Origin of the sequence: Moorella mulderi DSM 14980, assembly GCF_001594015.1 — a bacterium.
Classification (GTDB): domain Bacteria; phylum Bacillota; class DSM-521; order Neomoorellales; family Neomoorellaceae; genus Neomoorella; species Neomoorella mulderi.
Window position 1 is genome coordinate 1 of the sequence record NZ_LTBC01000004.1, and the last position, 25,824, is coordinate 25,824.

The following is a 25,824-nucleotide window of genomic DNA, read 5'->3' on the forward strand; positions in this document are numbered from 1 at the left end:
TGTTGAACACTATCGGTTCGGAGACCAATGAAGTAGTGCATACTTCAGAGGAAGTCAGCAAGCAGGTAGTCGCACAGCTGGAGAATGTAGAAAATACGGTCAAGGCCTTTGACGACATACTCGAATCGGTGGCTGCCATTACACCCATGATTGAAGCAACTTACCGCGAGGTAGACAGCACGGTGAAAGCCAAGGATGTAGTACTGGAGCGTGTCCAGAGCATAAGCGCTGTGTCCGAGGAGACTTCGGCATCAGCCGAAGAGATCTCTGCCTCAGCCGAGGAACTGTCGGCCTCCACCCAGGAGATAGCCGCCAGCGCCCAGCAGGTATTGGAGGTGGCCAAGCGGCTGGAGGAACAGGTAGCACGCTTTAAGGTATAAGGTTAGGGGTTATTGTAAGGCCGAGTGGGAGTGGTACAGGCCAGCTGAGGTCGGCCCTTATTAATAACGTGACCCGACAGATCATGGTTTGCGCTCTGAGTAAGTGTAAAGGTATGATTTGCTGACCTGAGATAAAGGCTGAAGCATAAGAAAAGGTAACGGGATAGCCCGGCTAGTAGAAATACTGGAAAACCTTACTTTATCTGGTGCCCGCGCTGCACGCAAGGTAATGGTCGGTCCCATTAGGGTAATGCATATCGACGCCAACGCGGCTAGCAACATAGCCAGGGCCATAAGCGGCCTTGCGGCTTAAAAAGTCTTAGCACGGCTGGTGACAGGGCTGCCGCCCGTAAGGGTGGGAATCAGGTTGCCCTTTGAACCTGGCGGGGCGGGCTGGCACGGCCAAGAGGGTGAGCCTATGAAGCGTGGCAGAAATGTACGGACAGAGGCGAGTCCCAAGCCGGACCCGGGCGCGACCAGAAAGGCGCGTAATTCCCGGGGAACCCTGAATTTATTCAGGGGAGGATATCAGGGAGGCTTTTTTGGTGGAGAGAACAATATGGTTGACCTGTATAGGGCCCGACGGGAGGGTTCAATTACCACGAAAAGTTTTGTATAAACTTAAATGGGAAGGGGGGGACTTCATTCAGATAGAGGTTAAGGGACAGGGTAAAGTGGAATTAAGAAAATTAAGCGACCAGGGTTTAGTTACTTACGACGGTCAAAAAATAGTTAAAAGTGACGATTAATATTTATGAAAACCGCTAAAGGCGAACCTGACCGAAAGGCAGGGGCGCAAAGCCACGGGCCTAAAACCTTAACAGGTCATGGCAGCCGGGTTGCCGGGTAAATCGTACATAATTGGCTAGCGATTATGGGCAACTCCGGTTAAGGCGGGTTGTCTATATTTTTTATTAGGAGGTAAGTTGAATGAAGTACAAAAAACTAATTGGTGTGGTGGCCATGGCCAGCCTATTCTTATATGCCGGTATAGCTTACGCTTCTCCGGGCAAGGGTAACAGTAGTCATAAAGCTGGCCATTATGGGGCAACCACCGCAGGGAAGACTGATTATCGGTCTTATGTTAACGCCGGGGTCGAAAGGGAAGATAGCAATTTAAAAGACGATAGCAAATTAGAAACTGAAGTGAAACAGCAAGAAAGAGAGATACAAGAAGAGTCCGGGATTACAAGTAGTAAGGGGCTAAAAGATCAAAATAGGAAAAAGGAACAGATAAGAGAAGAAGTCCAGAATGAAGGTTTGGAAAAATTCCGGGGCCGGATCCGGGTAAAAAATAAAGAAATTAAATTTGATGTACCGCCAGTAATTAAATCCGGCCGCACCCTGATCCCTGTCAGAGCGATTACGGAAGGTTTGGGAGCAACTGTTAACTGGGATGAGGCAACCAATGCCGTGACCATAACCAAAAATGGAGTTACCGTAGTACTTATCCTTGGCAGCACGGAAGTAACTGTTAATGGGGCAAAAATGAATTTAGATGTTCCGGCTCTATTAATTAGCAACCGCACTTTTGTGCCCTTGAGGTTCTTAAGTGAAGTATTTAAAGAAAAAGTAAATTATAATGACGCCACTGGCGACATCGATGTTGGCGACAATAACGATAGCGACATAGAAACTGGCGATATTGATGTTGAAGAAGGTTCAGGAGAGGCGACGGAATCACCGACATCAACGGCTCCGGAAACATCATCGAGTACCAATTCGACTACAACAGAAGTATCGACCTCTACGGAAACCGTACCCACCGCTGACAATACAAATAGTACTGGTACGACAACTCTTCCTTCCAATCCAGCGCCAATTCCAACGACCTCCTCAATACCTGCCGCTTAAAGCGGCAATAAAACCCCTGCCTTTTTAGGGCAGGGGTTTTTATGTGCGCCCGGTATAGGCATTAACTAGGTGGTGAAAGTCCATTGCAGGCAAGGCAGCATCAGCCTGCTAGCCAAAGGCAGAGTCTCGCACCATAAATCAAAGCCTGCGGGCCTTTTTTATTTGGCCTGTAGAGCGTTTTCCCCCAGCTTTTTTTCGCATAGTGCGTTGTATTCTTTTCCATCCCAGCATAGGCTATAAATATAAGCCCCCGTGTTAACGGGGGCTATGCTAAAGGGACGCTACTGCATCTTGCCCTGCGCCTGCTGGAAAACCTTGTACTGAGGTTCCTGGCTTTCCAGGTAGTTGACCCGGCCCTTTAAGCCCTGGGCGATATTTTCGATCTGGTTGGCGTAATCGGTAAACTGCTTCTTGGCGTTTTTATCCTGGGTTTCCAGGGCATAGGTTTTCAGATCGGCGGCGGCGCCTTCCAGGCTGGTGAGGGTCTGGTGCATTTTGGTGCCTACAGTCATTTTTAAAAGCCCTCCTTTGCAGTATTGGTCCCTGTCCAATTGCTAGTTTGGACCCTTAAAGAGAATAATATAAGAAGCAGTTTCTACCCAGAAGGGAACCCTTGACCAGATATGGCCGGAAGCGTATAATAAAAACAAAAATTGGTCTTTTGGGAGTTTTGGGGGGTGGTAGCCGGCGTTGACAGGACGTAAGGGCTACCATTTTGTGTTTATAAAGCTGGAAAGGAGGTCTTGCGCGTGAACCTGGCGGCAACTTATGTAGGGGAAAAGTTGCTGGAGCAGGGGGTTAAATTAATCCTCAATAACCCGGAAAAGAACATTCCCCGCCTGATTGCCGTAGCTGAAAAGCTGGCCCGGGATCCCTATCACCGGGAGATGGTGGCCAATGTTAAGAGAGTTTTAGCGGATAGAAATGGCAACTGGTACCGGTTTGCCCGGCGGCTACTCACTCAGACCCACCCCAATGTCAGGCAGCGCCTGGCCATAGATTTCTTTGTTAATTCAACCTTTATCGGTGTGCCGCGTCAGAAGGAATGGGCGGCAAAACTCGGTGTCGCCGTACCGTGGGCCATCCTAATGGACCCAACGGAAAAGTGTAATTTGCACTGTCTGGGCTGCTGGGCGGGGGATTACCAGCGGGCGCAAGAACTGGATTTTGCTACCATGGACCGCATTGTTACCGAAGGCGAGAAGCTGGGCATTAATTTTATTGTTCTTTCCGGCGGTGAACCCATGCTGCGCCGCGACGATATTGTCCGGCTGGCAGAGAAGCATCCCGACCAGGTTTTCCACCTCTTTACCAATGGTACTTTAATTGATCAAAAATTTGTCGACGATATGGTCCGCCTGGGTAATATTACGGTAGCCTTAAGCCTGGAAGGTTTTGAGGAAAGAACTGATAGCCGCCGCGGCAAAGGTGTTTTCGCCAAGGTTATGCAGGCCATGGACCTCATGCGGGCCGCCGGGGCCGTCTATGGAGTATCGGTAACCTACAGCCGCAATAATACCGAGGAACTTGGCAGCGACGCCTTTGTTGATATGCTGGTGGACAAAGGAGTTGCCTTTGGCTGGTATTTTACCTATATCCCCATTGGCAAAGACGTGGACCTGGAAATGATGGCCACCCCAGCGCAGCGGGCCTGGATGTTTGAGCGTATCCAGTATTTCCGCCGGACCAAACCCATCTTCCTGGTGGACTTCTGGAACGACGGCGAGGCCAGCAACGGCTGTATCGCCGGTGGCCGGCGTTATTTCCATATTAACGCGGCCGGTGAAGTCGAGCCCTGCGCCTTTGTCCACTACAGTACCTGCAATATTAAGGATGTGAGCCTGGTGGAAGCCCTGCAGAACCCCCTTTTCCGGGCCTACCAGAAGCGCCAGCCCTTTAACCAGAACCTGCGCCGTCCCTGCCCCCTCATTGATAACCCGGAAATGCTGCGGGACATTGTGGCCGAGTCAGGTGCCCGCTCAACCCAGTTGCATGATGACGAGACGGCAGCCGAGTTTGCCGCCAAACTGGCTCCCTATGCCCGGGCCTGGGGAGAGGTGGCCGACCGCATCTGGGCGGAAGAAGGAAAAGCTGTGGCCGTAGCGGTGGAAGGGGAAAATTGTTGCCAGACCCATTAGACAGAAAGCGGGTAAAGATGGTAAAATGGCCTTGAGAGAAGGCTCTTGAGGTCATTTTTATTTTCTGGAAAGGTAAGTGAAGAGATTGGCTGAGGAAAAGTTATTTAGCCTGGAAGAGGCCATGGAGTTTTCCCGCCAGGAGACGCGGGAAGTATACCGCCGCTATGCTAATCCCGGCCTGGCGGGCATGCTGGCCCTGCTGGATTTTGACAAGGCCTTTGTCCGGGCGGAGGGGGTTGCCGTCTGGGACAGGGAGGGCAAACGCTACCTGGACTTCCTGGGTGGCTATGGCGCCCTCAATCTAGGCCACAACCCGCCGGAGGTACTGGCCGCCATTAAAAGGGTCATGGGGCGGCCCAATCTCCTCCAGGCCTCTTTGAATCCCCTGGCCGCCGCCCTGGCCCACAACCTGGCCCGGGTGACGCCCGGGGACCTGGAGCGGGTCTTTTTCTGCAACAGCGGCACCGAGGCCGTGGAGGGCGCCCTGAAGCTGGCCCGGGCCGCCACCGGCCGGGAGAAGATCATTTACTGCCGGAATTCCTTCCACGGCAAAAGTTTTGGTTCCCTGTCCGTCACCGGGCGGGAGAAATACCAGCGTCCCTTTGCTCCTTTACTGCCAGGCTGCGAGGCGGTACCCTATGATGACCTGGAGGCCCTGGAGGCCAAACTGGCCGGTGGCGATGTGGCTGCCTTTATCGTCGAGCCCATCCAGGGTGAGGGCGGCGTTATTGTCCCCCATGACGGTTACCTGAAGGGGGCGCGGGACCTATGCGACCGCTACGGCAGCCTGTTAATCCTCGACGAGATCCAGACGGGCTTTGGCCGGACAGGCTATCTTTTTGCCTGCGAGCATGAGGGCGTGGTACCGGATATCATGTGCCTGGCCAAATCCCTGGGCGGCGGTGTCATGCCCGTTGGCGCTTATATTGCCAGGCCGGCTGTCTGGGATAAGGCCTACGGCGGCATGGATAAGGCTTTGCTCCATACTTCCACCTTTGGCGGCAATACCCTGGCGGCGGCTGCCGGCCTGGCGGCCCTGCAGAGCATCCTGGACCAGGACCTGGCAGGTCAGGCGGCAGCCAGAGGGCGCTTCTTCCTGGAGCGGCTGCGGCAGCTTAAAGAGAAATATGGCCTAATTAAAGAAGTCCGCGGCCGGGGTCTCCTCATCGGCCTGGAGTTTAACCAGCCCGTGGGAGGGTGGTTCGACAAACTTACCCGGGGCAAGGTGAATGAGCTGGCCGGGGAATATTTCGGGTCCCTGGTGGCCGGGGAATTGATGAATAAACACCAGGTGATTACGGCTTATACATTGAATAATCCCAATGTTATCCGCCTGGAACCGCCTTTGATTGTCACCGAAGGGGACATTGAACAGGTGCTAGCGGCCCTGGAAGCTATCTTGCACGGGTATGGCTTTATTGGTGTAACTTTAAGCAGCGCCAAAACGGCCCTGGGTTCCCTGTTAAAACGCAAGTAGAGGGTGAAGGAGCGATGCTGTAGCCGTACGTGACTGGCCGGGTTTGCTACAGGCAAAGGCATAAAGCTTGCGGCTTCCTGGCAGACTAAGAAAAAAGTCTCCCGGGAGGTTAGCCTCATGCCAGATAATGTCATCGTCTACACCACTCCAACCTGACCCACCTGCAAGACGGTGAAAGAGTATCTTTCCCAGCAAGGTGTTAACTATGAAGAAAAGGATATCAGCGTGGATGACCGGGCCAGGGAGGAATTGTGCCGGCGTAATGGCGGCCTGGCGGCCGTGCCCACCCTGGTCGTTGACGGCCAGGTAATTGTAGGTTTTGATGAAAACCGCTTAAATAAAATATTTCATTAGAGAAGCCGGGGTACGTGCCCCGGCCTGGTTTTTATTGGTTGCCATTTTTATGTATAGGCGCCAGACGGTGGGGAAAAATGATCCCTGGTAACATAAATATACGGAAGGAGGCCATACCATGGCAGGTTTAACCCAAGCTGAATTAATGCAGCTCCGGGAAAATTTAAGTAACGAATTATTGATGATCCGGAAATTCGGGGCTTACGCGGCCCAGTGCAGCGACCCCCAGTTGAAGCAGGTTCTGAGTTCTGTGCAGCAGGCCCACCAGCGCCACTATAATACCCTGATCCGCCACCTGGGCGGGCAGCATATGATGTAGGGGGGAAAAGGTGATGCCTATACAACGTTTTGACGACAAGACCATGTGCAGCGATTGCCTGGCCAGCGAGAAGCTTTTAACCAGCTGCTATAATACGGCAATTACGGAAAGTGCCAGCGACCAGCTGCGACGGGATTTTATGGCCGTTTACCAGGATGAGCAGAACTGCCTGAAGGCTGTGTGGGATGTTATGCATTCAAAAGGGTGGTACCAGCTCAACATGGCCAGCCAGCAGGAGATCAGCCAGCTGCAACAGCTCTTGCAGCAGGAACAAATGCAGCTCCAGCAGGGCGGCATGATGGGAGCCCAGATGGGAATGGCGCCACAGGTGGGTGGCGGGATACCCCAGTACCGGGTGTAAGTAACAGATGGGAAATATAGTCGTCAAGGTAAAATTATGGCAAAACATGAAAATTTACCAGGATTAAAGGACGAAAAATGCCTCCGGGTGGGATAGTTACCGGAGGCTATCTTTATACCGGCCCTAGCCGGTCATTCCGGTGCTCATGAACTGGCGGCAGGAATTAGCGTCTCGACGTCGAAAATGGTGATAAAAAGCTTGGGCTTTTTGCTCAAGCGGGTCGCCAGGTGTGGTCACCCGGTGTTCCCGGCAGTGCAGGGGGGTGCTGCCACAAGTGGCAAAGGTGCGTAGCAGCGGGGAGAGGCCCTCAGCCGGCGGCTAAAATCTGCTGCTACCGGCCTGTGGTTGGAGCCGGTTTAGCGGCCCAGGAGGTAAAAAATATGGATGCGGCCAAAATGGTAACGGAACTGGTAGCCTGGTTGCAGGAGGAGGTGCATAGAGCCGGTGCCCGGGGTGCGGTCGTGGGTTTAAGCGGCGGTATTGACTCCGCCGTAGTGGCGGCCCTCTGCCGGCGGGCTTTCCCTGATAACTGCCTGGGGTTGATCATGCCCTGCCACAGCGACCCGGCCGATGCGGAGGACGCCCGTCTGGTGGCCCGGCACCTGGATTTACCGGTGGCAGAGGTGGTACTGGATGGCGTCTACGACCAGCTGGTACTGCTCCTGACGGGAAAACCCTACGCAGCCGGCCGGCGGAGCCTGGCCCTGGCCAACTTAAAGCCGCGCCTAAGGATGGTGACCCTCTATTTCCATGCCAACGAGCGCAATTACCTGGTCGTTGGCACCGGCAATAGAAGTGAGCTGGCAGTGGGGTACTTTACCAAGTATGGCGACGGCGGTGTGGACTTGCTGCCCCTGGCCAACCTGGTGAAGTCCCAGGTAAGGGAGCTGGCCCGTTACTTAAGACTGCCGGAAAGGATTATTACTAAAGCCCCTTCAGCAGGGCTATGGGCCGGCCAGACTGATGAGGGCGAGATGGGCCTCACCTATGAAGTCCTGGACCATTATCTCCTGACGGGGGAAGCGCCGCCGGCGGCGAAAGAGAAAATAGAGGCCATGGCCGCCTGCAGTGCCCACAAAAGGCGGCTGCCACTGGTACCGCCATTTTAGGCGCCGGTGCTCCCGGAAATTAACGCCGCCCCCCGTCGCGGCGGCTGTAGGGCAGGGGCACGTACTGGACTGAAGGCCGGCGTCCGGCCGGCTGGGGATAGAGTTCCATGAGCTGGTATATTTCCCGGGGCAAACCGGTTTTCACCGGTAGCCCCATTTTTATTAACTGCTCCACGCCGATGGGATAGTCATGGGTCCAGCGGCCTTCGCTTAAAATGGTGGCCAGTTCTTCGGCCTTCTGGCGCTCCATTTTTTCAGCCAGGAGTTCTATCAGGCTCTCCCGCACCTGCCGCATGGCCTTGCGGGCGATATCGCCCAGGATAAGGGTACGGTCGTCAATCTCATTTTTATCCTTTTCTTCGATAACCTTAAGGATCGAGGCCGCCGGGTACTCGCCCAGCTGGGGGTCGACGGGACCCAGGACAGCGTTTTCGTCCATGACGATTTCATCTGCTGCCAGGGCGATGAGGGTGCCGCCGGACATGGCATAGTGGGGTATGTAGACGGTTACCCTGGCCGGGTGTTTCAAAATGGCGTGGGCGATCTGCTCGGCTGCCAGGACCAGGCCGCCGGGAGTATGGAGGACCAGGTCAATGGGCATATCCTCGGGGGTTAGACGAATGGCCCGCAGGAGCTGCTCCGAATCTTCGATATTAATGTAGCGAGTAAGGGGAATGCCCAGGAAACTCAGAGCTTCCTGGCGGTGAATGAGGGTAATAAGACGCGAATTCTTCTTTCTTTCAAAGGTCCGGATGAGGTGCAGGCGGGCGGCTTCGATCCGCCGCTGGTGCAACATGGGTAAAAAGGCCGAGAGCAGGAAGATGATCCAGATGATACTCAGGAAATCCACGGCCGGGGTACCTCCTTTACCTGTAATATTATCCCTTATTACCATCAGGATATGCCAGCTCCGGTATGGAGGTACCGGAATTTCCGCCGTTCACTATGGTCAATAAATTTACGATAATGCCGAACAAATAAGGCTATGGTACAGCAGGAATACCAAAATTAATGGCGAATTGTTTTAATACAAATACAGAACAGTATTTGATATTGTCGAATATGGCCAGCCGGGAGAGAGCAGCAGTTGAGGGAGATATTTGTATACTTAAAACATCGAATTAGGTTCGGCTATATAGAACGGAGGCTGGCATAATGGCAATAAAGGACCAGAATAATGCCTCGCGGATTCGCTCGGTAGCCAAGGCATTAATGATACTTGACCTGCTGGCCGCCAACCAGCGAGATATGTCCCTGGCAGAAATAGCCCGCGCAATGGACCTGCCCAAAAGCACCCTCCATGGTTTGTTAGCGACCATGCGGGATTTTGGATATTTGGAACAGTCGCCCTTTGACGGCCGCTACCGTCTGGGGGTGCACCTTTTTGAAATCGGCAATATTGTGGCCAATAACTGGGACGTCCGCAAAGTAGCCGGCCCTTATATACAGAAACTGGTAGACGAACTAGGAGAGACGGTCCACCTGGTGATCCTCGATAAGGGGGAAGTACTGTATATTGATAAGCGGGAAAGCCACCAGTCCCTGCGGATTGTTTCCCAGGTGGGAATGCGCCTGCCGGCCCACTGTACCGGCGTGGGCAAAGTGCTGCTGGCCTACCTGCACCCCAGCGAAGTGAAGCGCATCATTGCCACAAAAGGACTACCCCGCTACACCCGTCATACCATCACCGACCCGCGCCGGCTGGAGGCAGAACTGGAAAAGATCCGGGCGGCAGGGTATGCCGTAGATAATGAGGAAATTATGGACAGTCTCCGTTGCGTTGCTGCTCCGATAAGGGACCATAACGGCAAAGTATGTGCTGCGATTAGCGTCGCTGGCCCGGTGGCGCGGCTGGAAGGGGAGAGGTTCCGGCTGGCCGTAGAACTGGTCACCCGGACGGCAGCGGAGATTTCGACAGGGCTGGGATACCGGCCTGCTGCGGGAAGTGATGCCAGTGGAGCTTAGGGAATATCTCTTTGCCCCCCTGGAGGGGCATACCCTGGCCTTTGCCATCACCGCCCGGGAAAGGGGGATATTCTCTGGGGAAGCCAGGTTAAAACAACTGGCAGGTGAGCTGGAGCTGGAAGTAACCTGGTCAGCCCCCGAAGGGTATGCTTTGGAGCCTGGCAGTTGCCTTTTCCGGGCCAGGGGTACAGCCCCAGCCATTATCCGGGCTGAAGAAATGCTCCTGGGGGTCATCGGTAAGCCCTCCGGGGTGGCCACGGCGGCGGCTAATTTTGTCCGGCAGGCCAGGGGGCGGATAAAAGTCGTCTGCGGCGCCTGGAAAAAGGTAGCTCCGGAAATAAGGAGCGAGCTGCGCCAGGCCATCGCCACCGGTGGTGCCGGTATCCGCATTACCGATCGCCCCTTTATTTACCTGGATAAAAATTACGTCCGCCTCCTGGGAGGCGTCGAGCCGGCGGTGAGCCGGGCGCGAGCCTATGACCCGGAGCGGGTGATCGCTGTGCAGACCCGCGGGGAGGGCCGGCCCATTGCTGGTGAAGCGGAGGCGGCAGTAAGGGCCGGGGCAGGAATTATCATGGTAGACACCGGCCATTTGGAAGACCTGGCAACAGTGGTGACAGCAGCGCAGCAAGGCGGCTGGCGGGAAAAAGTAAAACTCGCCTTTGCCGGCGGCGTTACGCCGGCAGGCCTTGAGGAGGTAATTGCTGCCGGAGCGGACATCGTCGATGTCGGCCGGGCCATTATCGACGCGCCCCTGCTAGATTTAAGCCTGGATGTGGAAGGGATTTCGCTATAAACGAAAGCATAACATTTTCCTGTACATTCCAACTCAAGCAAATTATACACCAGCCTGTTGGCATCATATGGCAATCTAGGCCTGGTCAAATACTGTGAGAAGGGGGGGATTACCCCGTGGAATGGGACTTGCTGGAGAAAACGACCTTCTGGATCGATAACATTGAACTAACCGCCGCCGACCTGGGCCAGGTGGCAGCGGCAGCAGCCGCCGCCCTGGAACTACCAGCTCAGGAAGTAATGGTGGTGGACGTCCGGCCTGGCCTGGTGGCCTTTGATATCCTGCGGCGCAGGGTGCGGGCGGAAGCAGTAGCCGGCAAGGAGAAGGAAATCTTAAGGCGCCTGGCGGAGCTGCCGGGGGTAACTTTAAGGCCGGGGGCTGCCGTCCATTCCGAAGGGGTCCTGGGGCTCATTGCCCTGGATCCGGGAGAAGCGGCCCGGGTGCTGGCAGAATCAGCCCGCATGGCCCGGGGTATCAGCCAGGCTGTTGCCCGGCGAGCCATGGTTTTTGCTTCCGGAGCCGAAGTTATAGCCGGGAAAATCAAAGATACCAATTCACCTTATATTATAGCGGCCCTGGAAAAAGCAGGCTACCAGGCGAGTTTCGGCGGTATCCTTGAGGATGACGCCATAGCAGCGGCCAACCGCCTGGAAGGGGCCCTGGAAGAAGGTCATGGTTTGATTATCACCACTGGGGGCGTCGGGGCCGAGGACAAGGACTTCAGCATTGAAGCCATCTTACGCCTGGACCCGGAGGCCTGTACCCCCTGGATCTTGAAGTTTAAACCCGATTATAACCGTCACCATAAAGAAGGGGTACGCATTGCTGTGGGCAGGGTAGGTATAGCTTACCTGGTAGCCCTGCCCGGTCCCCATGAAGAAGCCAGGCTGGGCTGTGACCGGCTGCTTGCAGGCCTGGAACAAGGGCTGGAGACAGGCACCCTGGCAGAATATATAGCCGGCGCTCTACGGGAACGCTGGCGCAACGTAATGAAAGAAGGAGGACATGAACATGGATTACCGGGGCATTGCCACTGAACTCCTGGCAGCAGAAGCCAGCTGCCGGCCCATTGAACCGCTGACCGCTACTTATCCGGATTTAACGGTAGAGGATGCCTACCGCATCCAGCTGGCCGGCATTGAGATAAAGAAAGCGCGGGGCAGCAAGGTCATTGGTAAAAAGATCGGCCTGACCAGCAAGGCCATGCAGCAGCTCCTGGGGGTAAACGAACCCGACTACGGCCACCTGCTGGATAACATGCTGCTCCTGGAGGGAGAGCCCTGCCGGCGGGAGGAACTCCTTTTACCGCGGGTGGAGGGGGAACTGGCCTTTATCTTAAAGGACACCCTCAAAGGCCCGGGGGTAACCATTGCCGACGTCTTCCGGGCCACTGAAGGCATCATGCCTGCCTTTGAGATTGTCGACAGCCGCATCCGCGACTGGAAGATCAAGCTCCCGGATACCATTGCCGACAACGCCTCCAGCGCCCGCTTGGTCCTGGGTAGCCGCATGGTTCCCATCAAAGACCTGGACCTGCGCCTCATCGGCATGGTACTGGAAAAGAATGGAGAAGTGGTCAGTAGCGGCGCCGGTGCTGCTGTCTGGGGGCACCCGGCGGCGGCAGTGGCCTGGCTGGCCAACAAGCTGGCTGCCTTTGATATCGCCCTGGAGGCCGGCGAAATCATCCTTTCCGGTGCCGTCACGGCAGCTGAAAACGCCAGCGCCGGCGATGTCTTCACCGTATCCTTCTACGGCCTGGGGAGCCTGAGCCTGAAATTTGTATAGCAAGAGCGCTGCTGCCGGCCGGCAAAGCCCGGCCGTGAATAAATGGCAAAAGGAGATGTGACAGTGGATAAAATTAAAGTGGCCGTCATCGGCCCGGGGAATATCGGTTCCGACTTGATGTACAAGATCCTGCGCAGCCGGCACCTGGAGATGGCCCTGATGACCGGCATTATCGAATCCGAAGGCATCAAACGAGCGCGCGGGCTAGGTATTAAGACCTCTACCGCAGGCGTCCGGGCTGTCCTGGAGGATAAAGACATAAAAATAGTCTTCGACGCCACCGGGGCCAAACCCCACCTGCAGCACGCCCCGCTTTTAAAAGAGGCCGGTAAAATCGCCATCGACTTGACACCGGCCGCCGTCGGCCCATATGTCGTGCCCTGTGTCAACCTGGACCAGGTCAAGGCTGAACCCAATCTCAATATGGTCACCTGCGGCGGCCAGGCCACGGTGCCCATAGTCTACGCCATCAACCGCGCGGCGGGTGCCAGGTATGCCGAGATTGTAGCCTGCATTGCTTCGAAAAGCGCCGGGCCGGGCACGCGCCAGAACATCGATGAATTCACCCAGACCACGGCTAAAGCCCTTACCGTTGTGGGCGGGGCCCAAAAAGGCAAGGCCATTATTATCCTGAACCCGGCCGAGCCGCCCATTATGATGACCAATACTGTTTACGTAGAGGTAGAGCGACCGGACGAGCAGGCCATCCGGGCTTCGGTAGAGGCCATGGTGAAGGAAATCCAGAGTTACGTACCGGGTTACCAGCTCCGGGTACCGCCCCTGCTGGACGGGAACAAAGTAACAACTATTATCCAGGTGGAAGGGGCCGGCGATTTCCTGCCAAAATACTCCGGCAATCTCGATATCATCACCTCCGCAGCCGTGGCCGTAGCGGAAAAACTGGCCCAAAAGATTTTAGCAGGGGAAGTGGCAGCATGAAAAAATCCAAGTTTATCCACCTGGTAGATACAACCTTGCGCGACGGCAGCCATGCCGTAAGCCACCAGTTCACGGCCGAGCAAATTGCCGCCATTGCCGGCGGCCTGGACGCTGCCGGAGTGGAATATATAGAAGTTACCCATGGCGATGGCCTGGCCGGTTCCTCCTATAACTACGGCTGGGCGTTGCTCACCGATGAAGAAATGCTTAAAGCGGCGGCCGGGGCCATTAAAAAAAGCAACCTGACAGTCCTGCTTCTGCCGGGCATCGGTACCCAGGAAGACCTGGAAATGGCGGCTCATTGTGGCGCAAAGGCCGTAAGGGTGGCCACCCACGTTACCGAAGCCGACATTGGCGAGCAGCACATCGGCATGGCCAAAAAGCTGGGGATGCAGGCCTTCGGTTTCTTGATGATGTGCCATATGGCACCGCCGGAAAAGGTGGTCGAGCAGGCCAAACTCTTTGAATCATACGGGGCGGACTTTATCTATGTGGCCGATTCTGCCGGGGCCATGCTGCCGGAAGACGTCAAGGCCCGGGTGGGGGCCGTGGTGGAAGCTGTGAAAGTACCCGTGGGGTTCCATGCCCACAACAACCTGACCATGGCTACGGCCAACGCCCTGGCGGCGGTAGAGGCCGGCGCGACTTTCCTGGACGGTGCCTGCCGGGGCTTAGGGGCCGGGGCCGGAAACGCCCAGACCGAGGCCCTGGTCGGCGTGCTGGAGAAGCTTGGCTACCAGACGGGTGTCGATTTCTACAAGATAATGGATGTGGCCGAAGATATTGTCGAACCAATTATGCACCGGCCCCAGGTGGTGCGCAATGCGCCGCTCATGCTGGGCTATGCCGGTGTTTACTCCAGTTTCCTCTTGCACACCTACCGGGCGGCCGAGAAATTCAACCTCGATCCCCGGGACATCCTGGTAGAACTGGGAAGGAGGCGGATGGTCGGCGGCCAGGAAGACATGATTGTTGATGTGGCTTACCAGTTAGCGCAAAAGAGAGGAGGGGCTTAAGCTTTGAAGGTAGTCAATTTGCTGGCGGCAGTCGATGCCGGAAAGTGCCGGGGCTGTAAAACCTGCGAGAAGGTCTGCCCGGTACTGGCGATCAAAGTGGAGAACCGGAAAGCCGTTGTCGACGCAGAACGCTGCCGCGGCTGTGCTGCCTGCGAGCAGCGCTGTCCGGACTACGCTATTACCATGGTGAAACGGGAACAGCCGGTGGTGGTCAAAGTCGACGTCAGCGCCGTTGACTATGCCAGGGTGGAAGACCTTTGCCGCCGCGCCAGGCTGAACCCGGAGCAGATCATCTGCTACTGTACGGCCACGCGGGCAGAAGAAGTTGCCGCCGCCATTTTGCAGGGGGCGAGGTCCCCGGAAGAGGTTTCTTTCCTGACGGGGGCCCGTACCGGCTGCAAGGTGGAGTGCATCCAGCCTATCCTGCGCCTCCTGGAAGCGGCCGGCATTAAGCCCGAACCGCCCCAGGGCGGCTGGCAGTGGTACGGACGTACGGTAACGGTGTGGGAGATACCTGAGGAAGTCAAGCACAAGTATGCTACCCGCGGCTTTTACTTTGACGAGGACATTAAACTTTTGGACCGGGTAGTGGCAGCACCTGTACAGGGAAGGAGGGATTCCTGATGCGTCCTCCCATCACACCCATACCACCAAGGAAATCCCAGTATGGCATTGACCCCTCCCTGGTTAAAACTCGCGTCAGCGAGTTGCCGGGCATGACCTCAGTATTGCTGAAAGAGCTTTTCCCCGACCTGCCGGAAGTAATTTATCCAGGTGAAGGGGGAGTCGCTGCCGTCCGAAAAGCAACAGAAGAAGCCCTCAAAAATATCGACATGAGTAAGATCAAGCCGGAGCACTCGGTCAATATCCTGGCCTCCCATCACGGCTTTACCCTCCTGGGCGGCGAACCATACGCCGAGATGCTGAAGACCTTGAAAGACGTCATCGAAGCCCGGACGGGGTGTAAGGATATCCGCCTGCGGGCCGGAGTGGGCCTGCGCTTCCGGGAGACGGAAGAGTATATCAAGCGCTACGGCCTGGACAAGCACTTTGGCGGCAAGGCCATCGGCGTGGCCCCCATCGACCAGGGGATACCCATTGAAACCGAAATCGGCACGCTGTACGGCATCCGCAAGATTTACGACGCCGACTGGATTGTCCATGCCCATAACAGCGACGTGCGCGAGGTCCACTTCCACCGCCAGGTAGACCGGGCCGTAAAGCCCTTTGGCATGTCCTACGCCCGCATTGAAACACGGTCCACCTACCACCAAAACCTGGGGCCGCGGGCGGCCAACTTTACGGCCAGGGCCATCTTTGACTCGCCCTTTGTCCAGAGCAAGTTCGCCTTTGCTTCCTTCCTCACGGTGGCACCCAACGGCATCATCGGCGTCGATGCTGATAACAATCTCTATGCTCTAAACGACCGGGTGACCCAAATCGGCTGCCGTTACTACGGCAAGATGATGACCCTCTTCGGCGAGATCGACGAGTGCATCGCCGCCCTGGACTTCCCCTGCCCGGTGGTGTATGTCTTCTCGGCCGGGGTCATTTACGCCAACTTCGCCGGGGCCAATACTGACCTCTACGACCTGGATCTGCCCTTGCCGGCCTATACCTGGTACACGGAAGCCTTCTACGGCAAGGCAGGCAAGCCGCTCCTGACAGATATACCGCCGGTTAACCCGGCCATCAAGATGTGCGTGCACAACTACGCCTGGACGGGATATCCCAGCGCCTTCTTCAGCGAGCACATCCCCACGGTGGTAGTAGGCCAGGAGCAGGCGGACCTCTTCAACCGTGATCCCCAGAACCTGACCTATATGAAGCATGCGGTGGTGGCCGAAACAACGGAAGCAGCCATGGAGTTTGCCTATAAGACTACCGGTACCCGGAAGGTCCTCATATTTGACGGTGCCATGGGCGGTATCAACGTCAGCGAACCCCTGGCTGAGCTGCTGCTCAAGAAAGCACCGGCCGTCAGTGTGCGGGTAGAGAATGAACTCTTACCCAAGTGGCTGCGCCAGCGGGGCGTCGCTAGGGGTCTCTAAAAAATACTGCGGGTTAAGAGATTTTTTCTCGCGGGCAAACTGGAAGGTACAGATTTTTAGCAACAGGGAGGTACTAATTAGATGAAAATTAAACGTAATTTACTAGTTGCATTAGTTTTGACCCTGACCTTAGCCACAGCCATCCTTGTCACCGCTTGCGGCGGGCAAAAAGAAAAGGTTCCTGCGGGCAATAGCGGTACGACCCCGTCCAATGCCAACGGGCCCGTGAAGCTTAACATGGCTACCTTTAACATGGGCAGCAGCTGGTACACCTACGGCGCCACCATCGCCGAAGTAATCAGGGGGGCTTTACCTGAAGGTTCGCAAGTAAACATCCTTGACCAGGCCGGCGGGGTTGGCAACCCCAAACTAGTCGGCGATGAAAAAGTCCAACTGGCTATCAGTTTTAACGTTACCGACAAATGGGCCTACGACGGCAAAGAAATATACAGCGATAAAAAGCGCGAGAATATTCGCGGGATCGCCGGTTACCTGGATGAATACTACTTTGGCATCGTGGCCCGTAAGGACTTAGGCATAACTGATCTGGCCCAGCTAAAAGAGAAGAAGCCTAAAATCCACCTGATGACTGTCCCCGTTGGCGGGCTGGGTGAAGTTACTACAAAGCTTGTGCTGCAAGCATATGGAGTAACCTACGATGACATCAAGTCCTGGGGCGGCACCGTGGAACACAGCGATTTTAATGCTATTGTGGACGCTTTCCGCGATGGCAAAGCTGATATGTTCATGCAGACGATTACCAAGGGGCACCCGGCTGTTACCGAACTGGCAACGACAACACCAGTTGTCTTTATACCAATTAGCGAAGATAAAATTCAAGAGCTTTCTTCCAACTACGGCTTTGTGCGGGACGAAATTCCGGCCAACAGCTTCAAGGGTCAGGACGAAAACGTGCCCACCCTGGGCCTTACCAGCACCCTGATCACGCATAGCAAGGTTCCCGACGAAATTGTTTATAAGATTACCAAGGCCGTTATCGAAAACAAGGACCGAATCCGCCAGGGACATAAAGCCCTAGAAGTATTTGACCCTGCAAAGGCACCGCGCCTGGACGGGCTGGGAGTACCGCTCCACTCGGGAGCTGAAAAGTACTACCGGGAAGCCGGTTACTTGAAATAAATGGAAAAATGGAATATGGTGGAACAATTGTAAATTGTTCCACCATATTCGGAATATCTTAATCTGAAAGAGGTGGTTTTTATGGAAACGGCCGCAGCAAACTCAAACTATAAACGTTTCCTATCCTTACCGGCCTTGATAGCCCTGGCATGGAGTTTGTTTCAACTTTATATTGTTATTTTTGGCAGCCTGCATGCCCAGGTGCAGCGACCAATCCACGTGGCCTTTGCTATAGCTTTAGTTTTATTATCCAAACCCTTGGTTAAAGGCCAAAAAGGTTACAGGTGGTACGACGTTGCTGGTGCCATCATAACCTTTGCCTGCGCTTTTTACCTTATTGTCAACTACGAGCGCATTACTACCCGCATCCCCCTGGTCGACCCCTTATATACCCTGGATATTGTTGTGGGCCTAGTCTTTATTGTGTTGCTGTTCGAAGCCTCCCGTCGGGCGACTAATCTGGCCTTGCCCATTATAGCTTTAATCTTTGTGCTTTATGGTTTCTTCGGCCACTACCTTCCCGGAATATTTGGCCATCAGGGGTTAAGCCTGCAGGACTTTATTGAAAATCAGTTCTTTTCTACTGGAGGTATTTTCGGTTCGCCGGTGGCAGTCTCCGTCAATATGGTATTTTACTTCCTGCTTTTCAGCGCTTTCCTGGAAGCGACACCGGCAGGTGAACTCTTTATTGACTTGGCCAGTATAAGCACGCGCAAGTCCCGGGGCGGCACCGGCAAAGCTACTATCATAGCCAGCGGACTTTTCGGCATGATTAGCGGTAGCGCCGCAGCCAACACCGTTTCCGTCGGCACGTTTACTTATCCAATGATGGTTAAAAACGGCTTCCACCCTAAATTCTCTGCCAGCGTCCTGGCTATTGGCGGTACAGGAGGCCAGCTTATTCCTCCCATCATGGGGGCTGCTGCCTTTATCATGGTCGACATGATTGGGGTCTCCTATGCCAAGATAATGAAAACGGCCATTATCCCTTCTATTATCTATATAGCCGCTCTTTATTTCGTAGTCCACTACGAAAGCCTGAGAGCCGCCATTAAAACCATCAGCGTTGATGCATCCGAAGCCAAGAAGCGTATAGTCCAACGGTTACACCTATTAGGTTCGATAGTAGTTTTGGTAGCTCTGATCATAATGGGCCGTTCCCTCATGTTTTCTGCCTTTTGGGGCACGGTTTCACTCTTGCTGCTATGCTTCCTGCGACGGGAAACCCGTGTAGGCCTCTATAACATTATAAGGGCTTTAGAAGTGACGGCCCGTACGGCGATAACTATAGCTGTTCCCTGCGCCATCGCAGGCGTAATCGTGGGGGTTATTACAACCTCAGGGCTGGGGTTGCGCTTTAGCAGCCTGGTTGCCCAGCTCTCGCAGGGGAACCTACTCATCGCTTTGTTCTTAACTATGATTATGGCCATAATTCTGGGCATGGGCATGCCTACCAGCGCTGCTTATATTATGGCTGCCGTGCTGCTAGCACCGGCTATCGAAAAACTGGGCGTCGCGCCGATTGTGGCCCATTTCTTCATCTTTTACTTTGCTAACCTCTCTATGATTACCCCGCCGGTGGCCCTGGCGTCTTATGCTGCCGCCGGGTTGGCAAACCTCGACCTGTGGGAGGTTGGCATAGAGGCCTTTAAGCTTAGCTTTGTCATCTTCCTGTTGCCCTTTGCCTTTGTGTTTAACCCGGCCCTCCTCGGCATAGGGCATTTACCGGAAATCCTGTGGGTTACCTTTACCACCCTAGTAGGGACATGGTCCATGTCCATGGCGGTAATCGGTTACAGTTCGGCGCCATTGAACAAAGGTCAAAGATTATTGCTTATCTGCGCCGCCATTTTATTGATTGTGCCGGAAACCATAACTGATATTATTGGGCTGGCCATCCTGGCGGCAGTTATCGTGCCTCAAATGGTGGCGAGCAGGAAGGTGTTCAGGACTTAAAATGAGGGCCTTCTGTACCGCTTCCCAGCGCTTTAACTAAAAGCCGGGCATAAGTCATCCCTGAAGAAGAGAAAAGAAGAGGTGAAGATTATGGTTGCAAACTCTTTGCGCCAGTGGCTGGCGGAACTAGACCGTAAAGGCCTTCTGAAACAGGTCAATAAGGAAGTAGACCTACATTATGAGCTGGCGGCTGTAGGAAAGAAAGCTGATGGCCGATATGCTTTGCAATTTAATAAAGTCCGTAATTCCTCAATCCCTGTAGTAACGGGCATCGCAGGAACGCGCGAAATTATGGCCGCGGCGATGGGCGTATCAATTAAAGAAGTAGCAGAGCGCTTTGCCCAGGCCCAGGCTAACCCGGTAGAATGTGTCCTGGTGGCATCCGGGAAATCCCCTGTTAAGGAAAATGTTAACTATGAGGTTGATTTAGGGTCTCTACCTATACCTGTTCACCATGAAAAGGACGGCGGGCCGTATATAACCGCAGGGGTCCTGGTAGCCAAGGACCCCCGGACCGGAATACGCAATATATCCATTCACCGGTTGCAGGTTTTAGGTCCTAATCGCCTGGGGATTTTGATTTTACCGCGCCACCTGTCCCATTTCTTCCGGGCGGCTGAAGAGGCCGGCAGGCCCCTGGAGGTAGCCATAGCTATCGGCCTGGACCCGCTACTATTGCTAGCATCCCAGGCCCTGACGCCACCCGGGTTCGATGAATTTACCATTGCCGGAGCTCTATATGGCCAACCCCTGGAACTAGTGAAATGTGAAACTGTCGATCTAGAGGTGCCAGCCCAGGCGGAAATTGTGCTGGAAGGACGGTTGCTTCCCGGGGTTAGGGAGATAGAAGGGCCTTTTGGAGAATATCCCAAATATTACGGTCCGGCGTCACCAAAGCCAGTAATAGAGTTAACTGCCATAACTTCACGCCGAAATCCTATTTACCAGACGATTGTTCCAGCAACAATGGAGCACCTACTACTGGGAGCCATTCCAAGAGAGGGGGGATTATTACAGGTAATAAAAAATGCTGTACCTAATGTTAAGGGGGTGCATCTCACCCCGGGTGGTACTTGCCGCTACCATGCTGTAATTGCCATTGATAAACAAAATGAAGGTGAGGCCAAAAACGCCATCTTTGCTGCCTTCAGCAGTAGTCAGGAAATTAAGCATGTAGTTGTAGTAGATAAAGACGTTGACATCTTTAATCCTGAAGATGTGGAGTGGGCTATAGCAACCCGCTGTCAGGCTGGCCGCGATGTCTTTATCGTAGAGCGAGCCCTGGGAAACAAATTAGATCCATCCAGTGATAATGGTCTCAGTGATAAAATGGGAATTGATGCCACGGTGCCTTTGGATGCAGAGCCCGGGCGTTTTGAACGAATTCGTATTCCCGGTGAAGAAGCAATTAGGCTGGAAGATTATTTAGATTGAGTGTTTAAGTTGAAAGCGGTGGGAATTTAATCCTGAAATCGTCAAGTAAAAATTTGTATGAAGAAGAAACGTACCAAGACCCTGTTAAGATACCATTGATTACCAGGAATTAATAAGAATCACCTTTTCAATCACTCCTTTGAAGAACGGTAGCCTGAAAAATGGGTAGCATTATCCAACCCCTACTTGACAGCGATTTTTAAGAAAGTAGTGCTTACTGTTAGTAGCTAAACGGTTGAGGTAAGCAATGACTTTTTGCAGTCCCCCACGCAAAGGGGCCTTGCAGACATAGAGGTAAGTTTGTTCCTCGAAGTAATCGAAGTTTTTTTCGTCAAAGAAACCTTTATCCAGGCGTACCCCCTTTAAAACGTAATTCCTTGGCAATCTCTGCTCCGTATCCTGAAAGAAGTTTAGAAAACCACTGTTGCTATGGATTTTACCGTTATATGCCTTGAGATTAAGCATTTCAGCGGTTTCGGCTATAGAGGCGACTTTAGCCTTCAGGGAAGGGCGGCCATGATAGCGGGGATTGTAGCCTATCGCACCGCCTTCCTGGGAACCATGCAAGGTGATAACTGTGTCGTCAATATCTAACCATATCTCCCTAGGTGGTACTGTTTTAGAGCGCATTTCCCGTAGCTGCTGATCAATAGAGCGTAGCTCTTCCAGGGAATTTTTCTGCATGGCAGCAAGAAGACGCCTAAAACCCGTTTCCTCAGGGAAATCGTCAATACCCTTGATTTTCGCGTAACCCTGTTCATTCCTTATACACTGCGTATGTTCAAAGCGGGATAACCCTAATATCTGGGCATCGATCAGGAAATCCAGCATTTCCGGGGGCTGAAATTTACTGTTAGGCCCTTTGCGCATCGTTAAGGTGTTGCGGATTATCTACCTAAAACCTATAGCCTGCTTAAAGGCTTCTATCAGACCAAAATTAGCAAATCTGGTGACTGTATGGTTATCAAAGGTTTTTGGTAGGTTATAACGGCTAATTTTCTTCTGTAATCGGCGTTTCTTAAGCTCAATCTTTCTTCTTTCACTTCTCAATAAAGGAGGTGCTTGACGGTGACCGCTTTTTTGTTGTACCATCATCTTGAAGACATCCTTTCTTTTGGATACTCTTGTCAAGTATCCAATTAGATTCGGAAAGGGTGTCTTCCTTCTTTTTCTGTAAAAAATTTTCGGCTTTCTTTTTGAGGAAAGTAACTTGTATCAAGGGTTTTGAGCTTGGATGCCGGTGTTGCTTGCCGGTTATAGGTTGAACATTACCGTACAATTGTATCCGCCTCTTAAGTTTCTTCTGCTTTTGATGATCGAAGAAGGCGGGCGAACCCTGTGCTGTGACCCTGTGGCTGGATGCAGGCTACGTAGAATGGGAGTCGGGGCTTACCACCTATGGCTATGTCTTTCCCCGGGAGACTCTGGCCGGCAAGGTTGTGGAACGCATCAAAGCCTACGGTTTTAAGGAACCACGTATAGGTTTTGAACGTTACTTTGTTGACTTCGCCCTTTATGATGGCCTGCGCCAGGCTTTCCCAGAGAAAAATTTTATCGGTGCTGCTGATCTTTTCTACCGGATTCGGTCAGTGAAGGAAGCTCAGGAAATTGAATTTATGCGGCGGGCGGCGGCAGCCGCCTGCCACGGCAGGGGAAGTGGATGCAGCCGCCCGGGAGGTTGTGGAAAAGGCCGGTTACGGCAGCAATTACCTGGACATGGTTGGCTACGGCGTGGGCCAGCGCCAGTCGGAGTTTTACCCCATTATCGGCAAGGGCCGGGCGGAAATAATTGAGGCCGGCATGGTAGTGGATTTACTCCTGCCGACCATTTATCGTCCCGGTACCGGCGGTCCCCGGGTGACGGATGTTATTTATATCAGCAAGGATAAGAACGAAATACTGACGGATTACCCGCGGGAACTGGTGCGGGTATGATAGAAGCGCTCTCCGGGTTATCCCGGAGCTTTTTATATTTTAAGCTGGAAATGTGAGTGCCGGCCTAGATGGTGTGGAAGATACTTGTTTTTTCCCTGGCTGCCATATATAATGTTAACATGAAAAATAATATGGTGGTGATTTTCTCATGAAACAGGTTCCCTTACAGGTATATATTGATAAAACCCTTCATGAACGTCTCCGGCTAGTGGCCCAAAGACAAGGGGTGACCCAATCCGAACTGGTTAGAAAGTATCTTTATCGTGGCCTGGATAAAGACCTTGGCCCGGATGATCCGGCTTTGGAAATCATTGGCTTGGGTGCAGGTAAAACAACTGATCTAGCGCATAAACATGACCAGTACCTGGTGTTGAAGGAGAAGGAGAACTGGCAAAAGTGAAGAAGCTATTCGTAGATACTTCTGCCTGGGTAGCCGTAGTAAATCGTCGCGATCAATACCATAATATTGCCAGCACGTTTTATAAAAGTGCTTTTCAGGAATATGGGCAACTTATTACCACAAACCTGGTAGCGGCTGAAACTTATATTTTATTACGTCTGGATTGCGGCCTGGATGTGGCCCTGGGATGGTGGGAAAGGATAACAACATCGTTAAAGGTCAAGATGATATATGCCGACGCTGATATTACCTGGGAAGCCGTCAAATTTTTACGTAAGTTTGATGATCAAGCCTTTTCCCTAACCGATGCTGTTTCCTTTGCAGTTATGCAAAAGGTAAAAGTTAATGAAGCCTTTGCTTTTGATGCTCATTTTGTGGTAGCCGGATTTACCATGTTGCCGTATTGATTTTTTGGCATGCTTTTCCCCATGATTCCCATGATTCCTTTTCCGTGTTTTTTGCTGGTGCAGGAGGAACTCCTGCCGCTGGTGCCCGGTTATCTCCTTGTCCGGGGCGCGGCTTACGTTGGTGGGCAGGATGTGTGCCGGTAAATTTTACCGCAGGTGTTCCAGGATCTGCAGCAGCCGGAAGGCGGGTTCGTCGGTGGTTTTGATATTTTGCCGGGCTGCTTCCTGCAAGCGGCGAATACAGGCAGTATAGTCGCGGTTGAGAATAAATTCCACAGCTATCCCCTGGTCGAGTGAACTTTCCTTTAATGCGGCCAGGTCCCGGGCCAGACCCCGGGACACGGCCGGGGCCCAGAGCATGAAAACCGGCTCCCGGCCGGGGAAATTAGCGGCGGCGAAGGCGGCCGCCCTTTTGATTTTATGGGCTATCCGCGTGCACGTGGTGGCGTTGCTGTCACCGTAGAGGAGGCCCCGCAGGTGGGTGGCCACTTCACACAGGTAAACCCTGCTGCCGTCTGGCGCCAGGGCGATTACGTCTATCTCGCCGCCGGCCTCTAGGTGGCAGTTGTAGACGACAATCTTGCAGCCCAGGACGTATTTAAAGTAAGAACCGACCAGGCTTTCACCGACGTCCAAACTTTACGGCCTCCTGAAAATTCAATTGGGGCAGGTTGAGGTGTTATAACTCTGCCGGGTGGTTAAGTATTAGCTAAAGTGTTGTTCCATTCATTTCCTCATAGTGCAGCAGAAATTCCTGCCGCCGGCGGCATATCATGTATTGGAGCGATCGCTATTAATGGCAGCTGGAAAAGGAGGGAAAGCATGCCTAAAGGCAAATTAAAGAAGGTATTTCCCGGCGGCAATACCTGCATGGGTTTTTATTCCTTTTACGATTTTATTATTGAACCTGATGCCACCCGCATCTTTGTCGTCAAGGGTGGTCCCGGGGTGGGCAAGTCGACGTTCATGCGTAAGATTGGCGAAGCCATGCTGGAGCGGGGTTTTGACGTGGAGTTCCACTGCTGCTCTTCGGACAATAATTCCCTGGATGGGGTGGTCATCCCTAAAATCAAAGTGGCCATTATCGACGGCACCGCCCCCCACATCGTTGACCCCAAGAACCCGGGTGCGGTGGATGAAATCATCCACCTGGGCGACTACTGGGATGAGGATAAGATGCGGGCCAGCAAGGAGCAGGTTCTCCAGGATAACGCCCGCATCAGCCGCCTGTACCGCATTGCCTATAGCGCTTTAAAGGAGGCAAGGGTGATCAGGGATGAGTGGGAGAGCTATGTAGCCGAGAGCATGCTCTTACCCCGGGTCTACCAGGCCAAGGCGGAACTCCTCGAAGCTATTTTTGCCGGGGTACGGCCCCGTTATAACCGGCCGGCCCGGGAACGCCATCTCTTTGCCACTGCCCTGACGCCCCAGGGGCTGGTCACCGGTAACGTGGAAACCCTGCTCCAGGACATCCGGCGGCTTTTTACCATTGCTGGGGACCCGGGTACCGGCGTCCCGGTGGTCCTGGCCGCTGTGGCGCGACTGGCCCACGAGAAGGGCCTTGATACCGAAGTTTACCACTGCCCCTTTGACCCCAATAACATTGATATGGTCATTATCCCGGAAATCCAGGTGGCGGTGATGAACTGGCAGCCGCCCCATGATATTGATGTCCAGGCCATTCCCGGGCTCCAGGTGGCTATGGCCGTAGATTTAAACCGGTTTATCGACCGGGAGCATTTAAGCCTTTATGGCAATGAAATTGCCAGCGCCATTGTCCGTTACCAGGCGGCCCTGGACCGGGCCATTGCCCATATTCGTGAGGCGAAACTTACCCATGATCATATGGAAAGTTATTATATCCCGGCCATGAATTTTGCAGCCATTAATGCCAAACGGGAAGAAATCCTCCAGCGCATCCTGGGTTATGCAGCCGAAGTCCTGGGTCAGGTATAGTCGGGTGGTAGGGTTTGGTAGCCGCTTCCAAATATAAAACTGGAACCCTGAA

The 25,824-nt window shown here is 53.7% G+C and carries 28 protein-coding genes, 3 pseudogenes and 1 riboswitch; of the genes and pseudogenes, 26 read left to right on the forward strand and 5 right to left on the reverse strand.

All coding sequences use genetic code 11. The annotated features are described in order from the left end of the window. The 3 genes and pseudogenes from MOMUL_RS07065 to MOMUL_RS07075 form a co-directional block, all read left to right on the forward strand. Nucleotides 1-380: pseudogene (locus MOMUL_RS07065) on the forward strand (methyl-accepting chemotaxis protein); the annotation flags it as partial. Nucleotides 381-925: 545 nt separating this feature from the next. Then, nucleotides 926-1,129, forward strand: a complete 204-nt coding sequence (locus MOMUL_RS16205) for a hypothetical protein (RefSeq protein ID WP_153018298.1) — start codon at nt 926-928, stop codon at nt 1,127-1,129. Nucleotides 1,130-1,139: 10 nt separating this feature from the next. Continuing rightward, nucleotides 1,140-1,227, forward strand: a riboswitch (cyclic di-GMP riboswitch). Between the two features lie 83 nt (nt 1,228-1,310). Further along, nucleotides 1,311-2,234 (forward strand): copper amine oxidase N-terminal domain-containing protein, encoded by a 924-nt coding sequence (locus MOMUL_RS07075; protein WP_062283394.1) that lies wholly within the window; start codon nt 1,311-1,313, stop codon nt 2,232-2,234. A gap of 281 nt (nt 2,235-2,515) precedes the next feature. On the opposite strand, the gene MOMUL_RS07080 is transcribed toward MOMUL_RS07075, so the two are convergent. Then, nucleotides 2,516-2,746, reverse strand: a complete 231-nt coding sequence (locus MOMUL_RS07080; RefSeq protein WP_054935734.1) for a DUF1657 domain-containing protein — start codon at nt 2,744-2,746, stop codon at nt 2,516-2,518. 237 nt (nt 2,747-2,983) lie between these two features. Between MOMUL_RS07080 and MOMUL_RS07085 the strand changes: the two genes are divergently transcribed. The 6 genes and pseudogenes from MOMUL_RS07085 (at nt 2,984) to nadE (ending at nt 7,992) form a co-directional block, all read left to right on the forward strand. Beyond that, on the forward strand, nt 2,984-4,372 hold the full coding sequence (locus MOMUL_RS07085) for a radical SAM/SPASM domain-containing protein (RefSeq protein ID WP_062283396.1): 1,389 nt from the start codon (nt 2,984-2,986) through the stop codon (nt 4,370-4,372). A gap of 121 nt (nt 4,373-4,493) precedes the next feature. After that, the gene (locus MOMUL_RS07090) at nt 4,494-5,849 is read left to right on the forward strand and encodes an aspartate aminotransferase family protein (RefSeq protein ID WP_084785545.1); all 1,356 of its coding nucleotides are present in this window, start codon (nt 4,494-4,496) and stop codon (nt 5,847-5,849) included. Nucleotides 5,850-6,017: 168 nt separating this feature from the next. Then, nucleotides 6,018-6,203, forward strand: a pseudogene (locus tag MOMUL_RS07095) (glutaredoxin family protein); the annotation flags it as partial. 118 nt (nt 6,204-6,321) lie between these two features. After that, nucleotides 6,322-6,522, forward strand: a complete 201-nt coding sequence (locus tag MOMUL_RS07100; RefSeq protein WP_054935738.1) for a hypothetical protein — start codon at nt 6,322-6,324, stop codon at nt 6,520-6,522. A 13-nt stretch (nt 6,523-6,535) separates the two neighbouring features. After that, entirely contained in the window at nt 6,536-6,883 is a 348-nt protein-coding gene (locus tag MOMUL_RS07105; protein WP_062283401.1) for a spore coat protein, read from the forward strand. 380 nt (nt 6,884-7,263) lie between these two features. Beyond that, nucleotides 7,264-7,992 carry an NAD(+) synthase gene (gene nadE / locus MOMUL_RS07110; protein ID WP_062283403.1) on the forward strand — a complete coding sequence of 243 codons (729 nt, stop codon included), beginning with the start codon at nt 7,264-7,266 and terminating at the stop codon, nt 7,990-7,992. 19 nt (nt 7,993-8,011) lie between these two features. Here nadE and MOMUL_RS07115 read toward each other — a convergent pair whose 3' ends face one another. Further along, nucleotides 8,012-8,887, reverse strand: a complete 876-nt coding sequence (locus MOMUL_RS07115; RefSeq protein ID WP_169802179.1) for an SDH family Clp fold serine proteinase — start codon at nt 8,885-8,887, stop codon at nt 8,012-8,014. A gap of 260 nt (nt 8,888-9,147) precedes the next feature. Between MOMUL_RS07115 and MOMUL_RS07120 the strand changes: the two genes are divergently transcribed. From MOMUL_RS07120 to MOMUL_RS07170, 11 genes are all read left to right on the forward strand, one after another. Further along, the gene (locus MOMUL_RS07120; RefSeq protein ID WP_062283406.1) at nt 9,148-9,957 is read left to right on the forward strand and encodes an IclR family transcriptional regulator; all 810 of its coding nucleotides are present in this window, start codon (nt 9,148-9,150) and stop codon (nt 9,955-9,957) included. Beyond that, the gene (locus MOMUL_RS07125) at nt 9,941-10,753 is read left to right on the forward strand and encodes a nicotinate-nucleotide diphosphorylase (protein ID WP_153018300.1); all 813 of its coding nucleotides are present in this window, start codon (nt 9,941-9,943) and stop codon (nt 10,751-10,753) included. The genes MOMUL_RS07120 and MOMUL_RS07125 overlap by 17 nt, the downstream gene beginning before the upstream one ends. Nucleotides 10,754-10,869: 116 nt before the next feature. Further along, nucleotides 10,870-11,790, forward strand: coding sequence for a molybdopterin-binding protein (locus tag MOMUL_RS07130; protein WP_062283412.1), 921 nt, complete (start codon nt 10,870-10,872; stop codon nt 11,788-11,790). After that, on the forward strand, nt 11,765-12,538 hold the full coding sequence (locus MOMUL_RS07135) for a 2-keto-4-pentenoate hydratase (protein WP_062283415.1): 774 nt from the start codon (nt 11,765-11,767) through the stop codon (nt 12,536-12,538). Before MOMUL_RS07130 ends, MOMUL_RS07135 begins: the two co-directional genes overlap by 26 nt. Before the next feature lie 63 nt (nt 12,539-12,601). Continuing rightward, nucleotides 12,602-13,477, forward strand: a complete 876-nt coding sequence (locus MOMUL_RS07140) for an acetaldehyde dehydrogenase (acetylating) (RefSeq protein WP_062283417.1) — start codon at nt 12,602-12,604, stop codon at nt 13,475-13,477. Beyond that, complete coding sequence (gene dmpG, locus MOMUL_RS07145; RefSeq protein WP_062283420.1) at nt 13,474-14,493, forward strand: 4-hydroxy-2-oxovalerate aldolase; 1,020 nt, start codon at nt 13,474-13,476, stop codon at nt 14,491-14,493. The genes MOMUL_RS07140 and dmpG overlap by 4 nt, the downstream gene beginning before the upstream one ends. A 3-nt stretch (nt 14,494-14,496) precedes the next feature. Continuing rightward, nucleotides 14,497-15,117, forward strand: coding sequence for a 4Fe-4S binding protein (locus tag MOMUL_RS07150; RefSeq protein WP_062283422.1), 621 nt, complete (start codon nt 14,497-14,499; stop codon nt 15,115-15,117). Then, entirely contained in the window at nt 15,117-16,544 is a 1,428-nt protein-coding gene (locus MOMUL_RS07155) for a hypothetical protein (protein ID WP_062283425.1), read from the forward strand. Before MOMUL_RS07150 ends, MOMUL_RS07155 begins: the two co-directional genes overlap by 1 nt. Before the next feature lie 81 nt (nt 16,545-16,625). Continuing rightward, complete coding sequence (locus MOMUL_RS07160; protein ID WP_062283428.1) at nt 16,626-17,684, forward strand: TAXI family TRAP transporter solute-binding subunit; 1,059 nt, start codon at nt 16,626-16,628, stop codon at nt 17,682-17,684. 81 nt (nt 17,685-17,765) lie between these two features. Then, complete coding sequence (locus MOMUL_RS07165) at nt 17,766-19,640, forward strand: TRAP transporter permease (RefSeq protein WP_153018301.1); 1,875 nt, start codon at nt 17,766-17,768, stop codon at nt 19,638-19,640. 90 nt (nt 19,641-19,730) lie between these two features. Continuing rightward, nucleotides 19,731-21,074 carry a UbiD family decarboxylase gene (locus tag MOMUL_RS07170; RefSeq protein WP_062283431.1) on the forward strand — a complete coding sequence of 448 codons (1,344 nt, stop codon included), beginning with the start codon at nt 19,731-19,733 and terminating at the stop codon, nt 21,072-21,074. A gap of 171 nt (nt 21,075-21,245) precedes the next feature. On the opposite strand, the gene MOMUL_RS07175 is transcribed toward MOMUL_RS07170, so the two are convergent. Both MOMUL_RS07175 and MOMUL_RS16210 read right to left on the reverse strand, forming a co-directional pair. After that, nucleotides 21,246-21,944, reverse strand: a complete 699-nt coding sequence (locus tag MOMUL_RS07175) for a transposase (RefSeq protein ID WP_062283434.1) — start codon at nt 21,942-21,944, stop codon at nt 21,246-21,248. Nucleotides 21,945-21,965: 21 nt separating this feature from the next. Further along, complete coding sequence (locus tag MOMUL_RS16210) at nt 21,966-22,169, reverse strand: hypothetical protein (protein ID WP_153018302.1); 204 nt, start codon at nt 22,167-22,169, stop codon at nt 21,966-21,968. A gap of 344 nt (nt 22,170-22,513) precedes the next feature. Between MOMUL_RS16210 and MOMUL_RS17850 the strand changes: the two are divergent. The 5 genes and pseudogenes from MOMUL_RS17850 to MOMUL_RS17530 all read left to right on the forward strand — a co-directional run. Then, nucleotides 22,514-22,606 (forward strand): annotated as a pseudogene (locus tag MOMUL_RS17850) (hypothetical protein); the annotation flags it as partial. A 76-nt stretch (nt 22,607-22,682) separates the two neighbouring features. Next, nucleotides 22,683-23,009: a M24 family metallopeptidase gene (locus tag MOMUL_RS17300; RefSeq protein WP_062283441.1), complete on the forward strand. Its 327-nt coding sequence runs from the start codon at nt 22,683-22,685 to the stop codon at nt 23,007-23,009. Between the two features lie 148 nt (nt 23,010-23,157). Continuing rightward, nucleotides 23,158-23,409 carry a CopG family transcriptional regulator gene (locus MOMUL_RS07190; RefSeq protein ID WP_062283442.1) on the forward strand — a complete coding sequence of 84 codons (252 nt, stop codon included), beginning with the start codon at nt 23,158-23,160 and terminating at the stop codon, nt 23,407-23,409. After that, entirely contained in the window at nt 23,406-23,816 is a 411-nt protein-coding gene (locus MOMUL_RS07195) for a type II toxin-antitoxin system VapC family toxin (protein WP_062283445.1), read from the forward strand. The genes MOMUL_RS07190 and MOMUL_RS07195 overlap by 4 nt, the downstream gene beginning before the upstream one ends. A 9-nt stretch (nt 23,817-23,825) precedes the next feature. Then, nucleotides 23,826-23,960, forward strand: coding sequence for a hypothetical protein (locus MOMUL_RS17530; RefSeq protein ID WP_269085198.1), 135 nt, complete (start codon nt 23,826-23,828; stop codon nt 23,958-23,960). Between the two features lie 3 nt (nt 23,961-23,963). Here MOMUL_RS17530 and MOMUL_RS07200 read toward each other — a convergent pair whose 3' ends face one another. Next, a complete protein-coding gene (locus tag MOMUL_RS07200; protein ID WP_062283447.1) occupies nt 23,964-24,452 on the reverse strand; it encodes an NERD domain-containing protein in 489 nt (162 codons plus the stop codon). Between the two features lie 186 nt (nt 24,453-24,638). Here MOMUL_RS07200 and MOMUL_RS07205 point away from each other — a divergent pair, with 186 nt between their 5' ends. Beyond that, nucleotides 24,639-25,772 carry a PRK06851 family protein gene (locus MOMUL_RS07205; RefSeq protein WP_062283449.1) on the forward strand — a complete coding sequence of 378 codons (1,134 nt, stop codon included), beginning with the start codon at nt 24,639-24,641 and terminating at the stop codon, nt 25,770-25,772. The last annotated feature ends 52 nt before the right edge of the window (nt 25,773-25,824 follow it).

Coding starts and splice junctions, on each gene's coding strand:
- MOMUL_RS07155 (WP_062283425.1), top strand. CDS start 15,117: ATGCGTCCTCCCATCACACCCATACCACCAAGGAAATCCCAGTATGGC.
- dmpG (WP_062283420.1), top strand. CDS start 13,474: ATGAAAAAATCCAAGTTTATCCACCTGGTAGATACAACCTTGCGCGAC.
- MOMUL_RS07120 (WP_062283406.1), top strand. CDS start 9,148: ATGGCAATAAAGGACCAGAATAATGCCTCGCGGATTCGCTCGGTAGCC.
- MOMUL_RS07115 (WP_169802179.1), bottom strand. CDS start 8,887: ATGGTAATAAGGGATAATATTACAGGTAAAGGAGGTACCCCGGCCGTG.
- MOMUL_RS07175 (WP_062283434.1), bottom strand. CDS start 21,944: ATGCGCAAAGGGCCTAACAGTAAATTTCAGCCCCCGGAAATGCTGGAT.
- MOMUL_RS07090 (WP_084785545.1), top strand. CDS start 4,494: ATGGAGTTTTCCCGCCAGGAGACGCGGGAAGTATACCGCCGCTATGCT.
- MOMUL_RS16210 (WP_153018302.1), bottom strand. CDS start 22,169: ATGATGGTACAACAAAAAAGCGGTCACCGTCAAGCACCTCCTTTATTG.
- MOMUL_RS07205 (WP_062283449.1), top strand. CDS start 24,639: ATGCCTAAAGGCAAATTAAAGAAGGTATTTCCCGGCGGCAATACCTGC.
- MOMUL_RS07165 (WP_153018301.1), top strand. CDS start 17,766: ATGGAAACGGCCGCAGCAAACTCAAACTATAAACGTTTCCTATCCTTA.
- MOMUL_RS17530 (WP_269085198.1), top strand. CDS start 23,826: ATGCTTTTCCCCATGATTCCCATGATTCCTTTTCCGTGTTTTTTGCTG.
- MOMUL_RS07125 (WP_153018300.1), top strand. CDS start 9,941: ATGCCAGTGGAGCTTAGGGAATATCTCTTTGCCCCCCTGGAGGGGCAT.
- MOMUL_RS07160 (WP_062283428.1), top strand. CDS start 16,626: ATGAAAATTAAACGTAATTTACTAGTTGCATTAGTTTTGACCCTGACC.
- MOMUL_RS07170 (WP_062283431.1), top strand. CDS start 19,731: ATGGTTGCAAACTCTTTGCGCCAGTGGCTGGCGGAACTAGACCGTAAA.
- MOMUL_RS07080 (WP_054935734.1), bottom strand. CDS start 2,746: ATGACTGTAGGCACCAAAATGCACCAGACCCTCACCAGCCTGGAAGGC.
- MOMUL_RS07135 (WP_062283415.1), top strand. CDS start 11,765: ATGGATTACCGGGGCATTGCCACTGAACTCCTGGCAGCAGAAGCCAGC.
- MOMUL_RS07105 (WP_062283401.1), top strand. CDS start 6,536: ATGCCTATACAACGTTTTGACGACAAGACCATGTGCAGCGATTGCCTG.
- nadE (WP_062283403.1), top strand. CDS start 7,264: ATGGATGCGGCCAAAATGGTAACGGAACTGGTAGCCTGGTTGCAGGAG.
- MOMUL_RS07190 (WP_062283442.1), top strand. CDS start 23,158: ATGAAACAGGTTCCCTTACAGGTATATATTGATAAAACCCTTCATGAA.
- MOMUL_RS07100 (WP_054935738.1), top strand. CDS start 6,322: ATGGCAGGTTTAACCCAAGCTGAATTAATGCAGCTCCGGGAAAATTTA.
- MOMUL_RS07075 (WP_062283394.1), top strand. CDS start 1,311: ATGAAGTACAAAAAACTAATTGGTGTGGTGGCCATGGCCAGCCTATTC.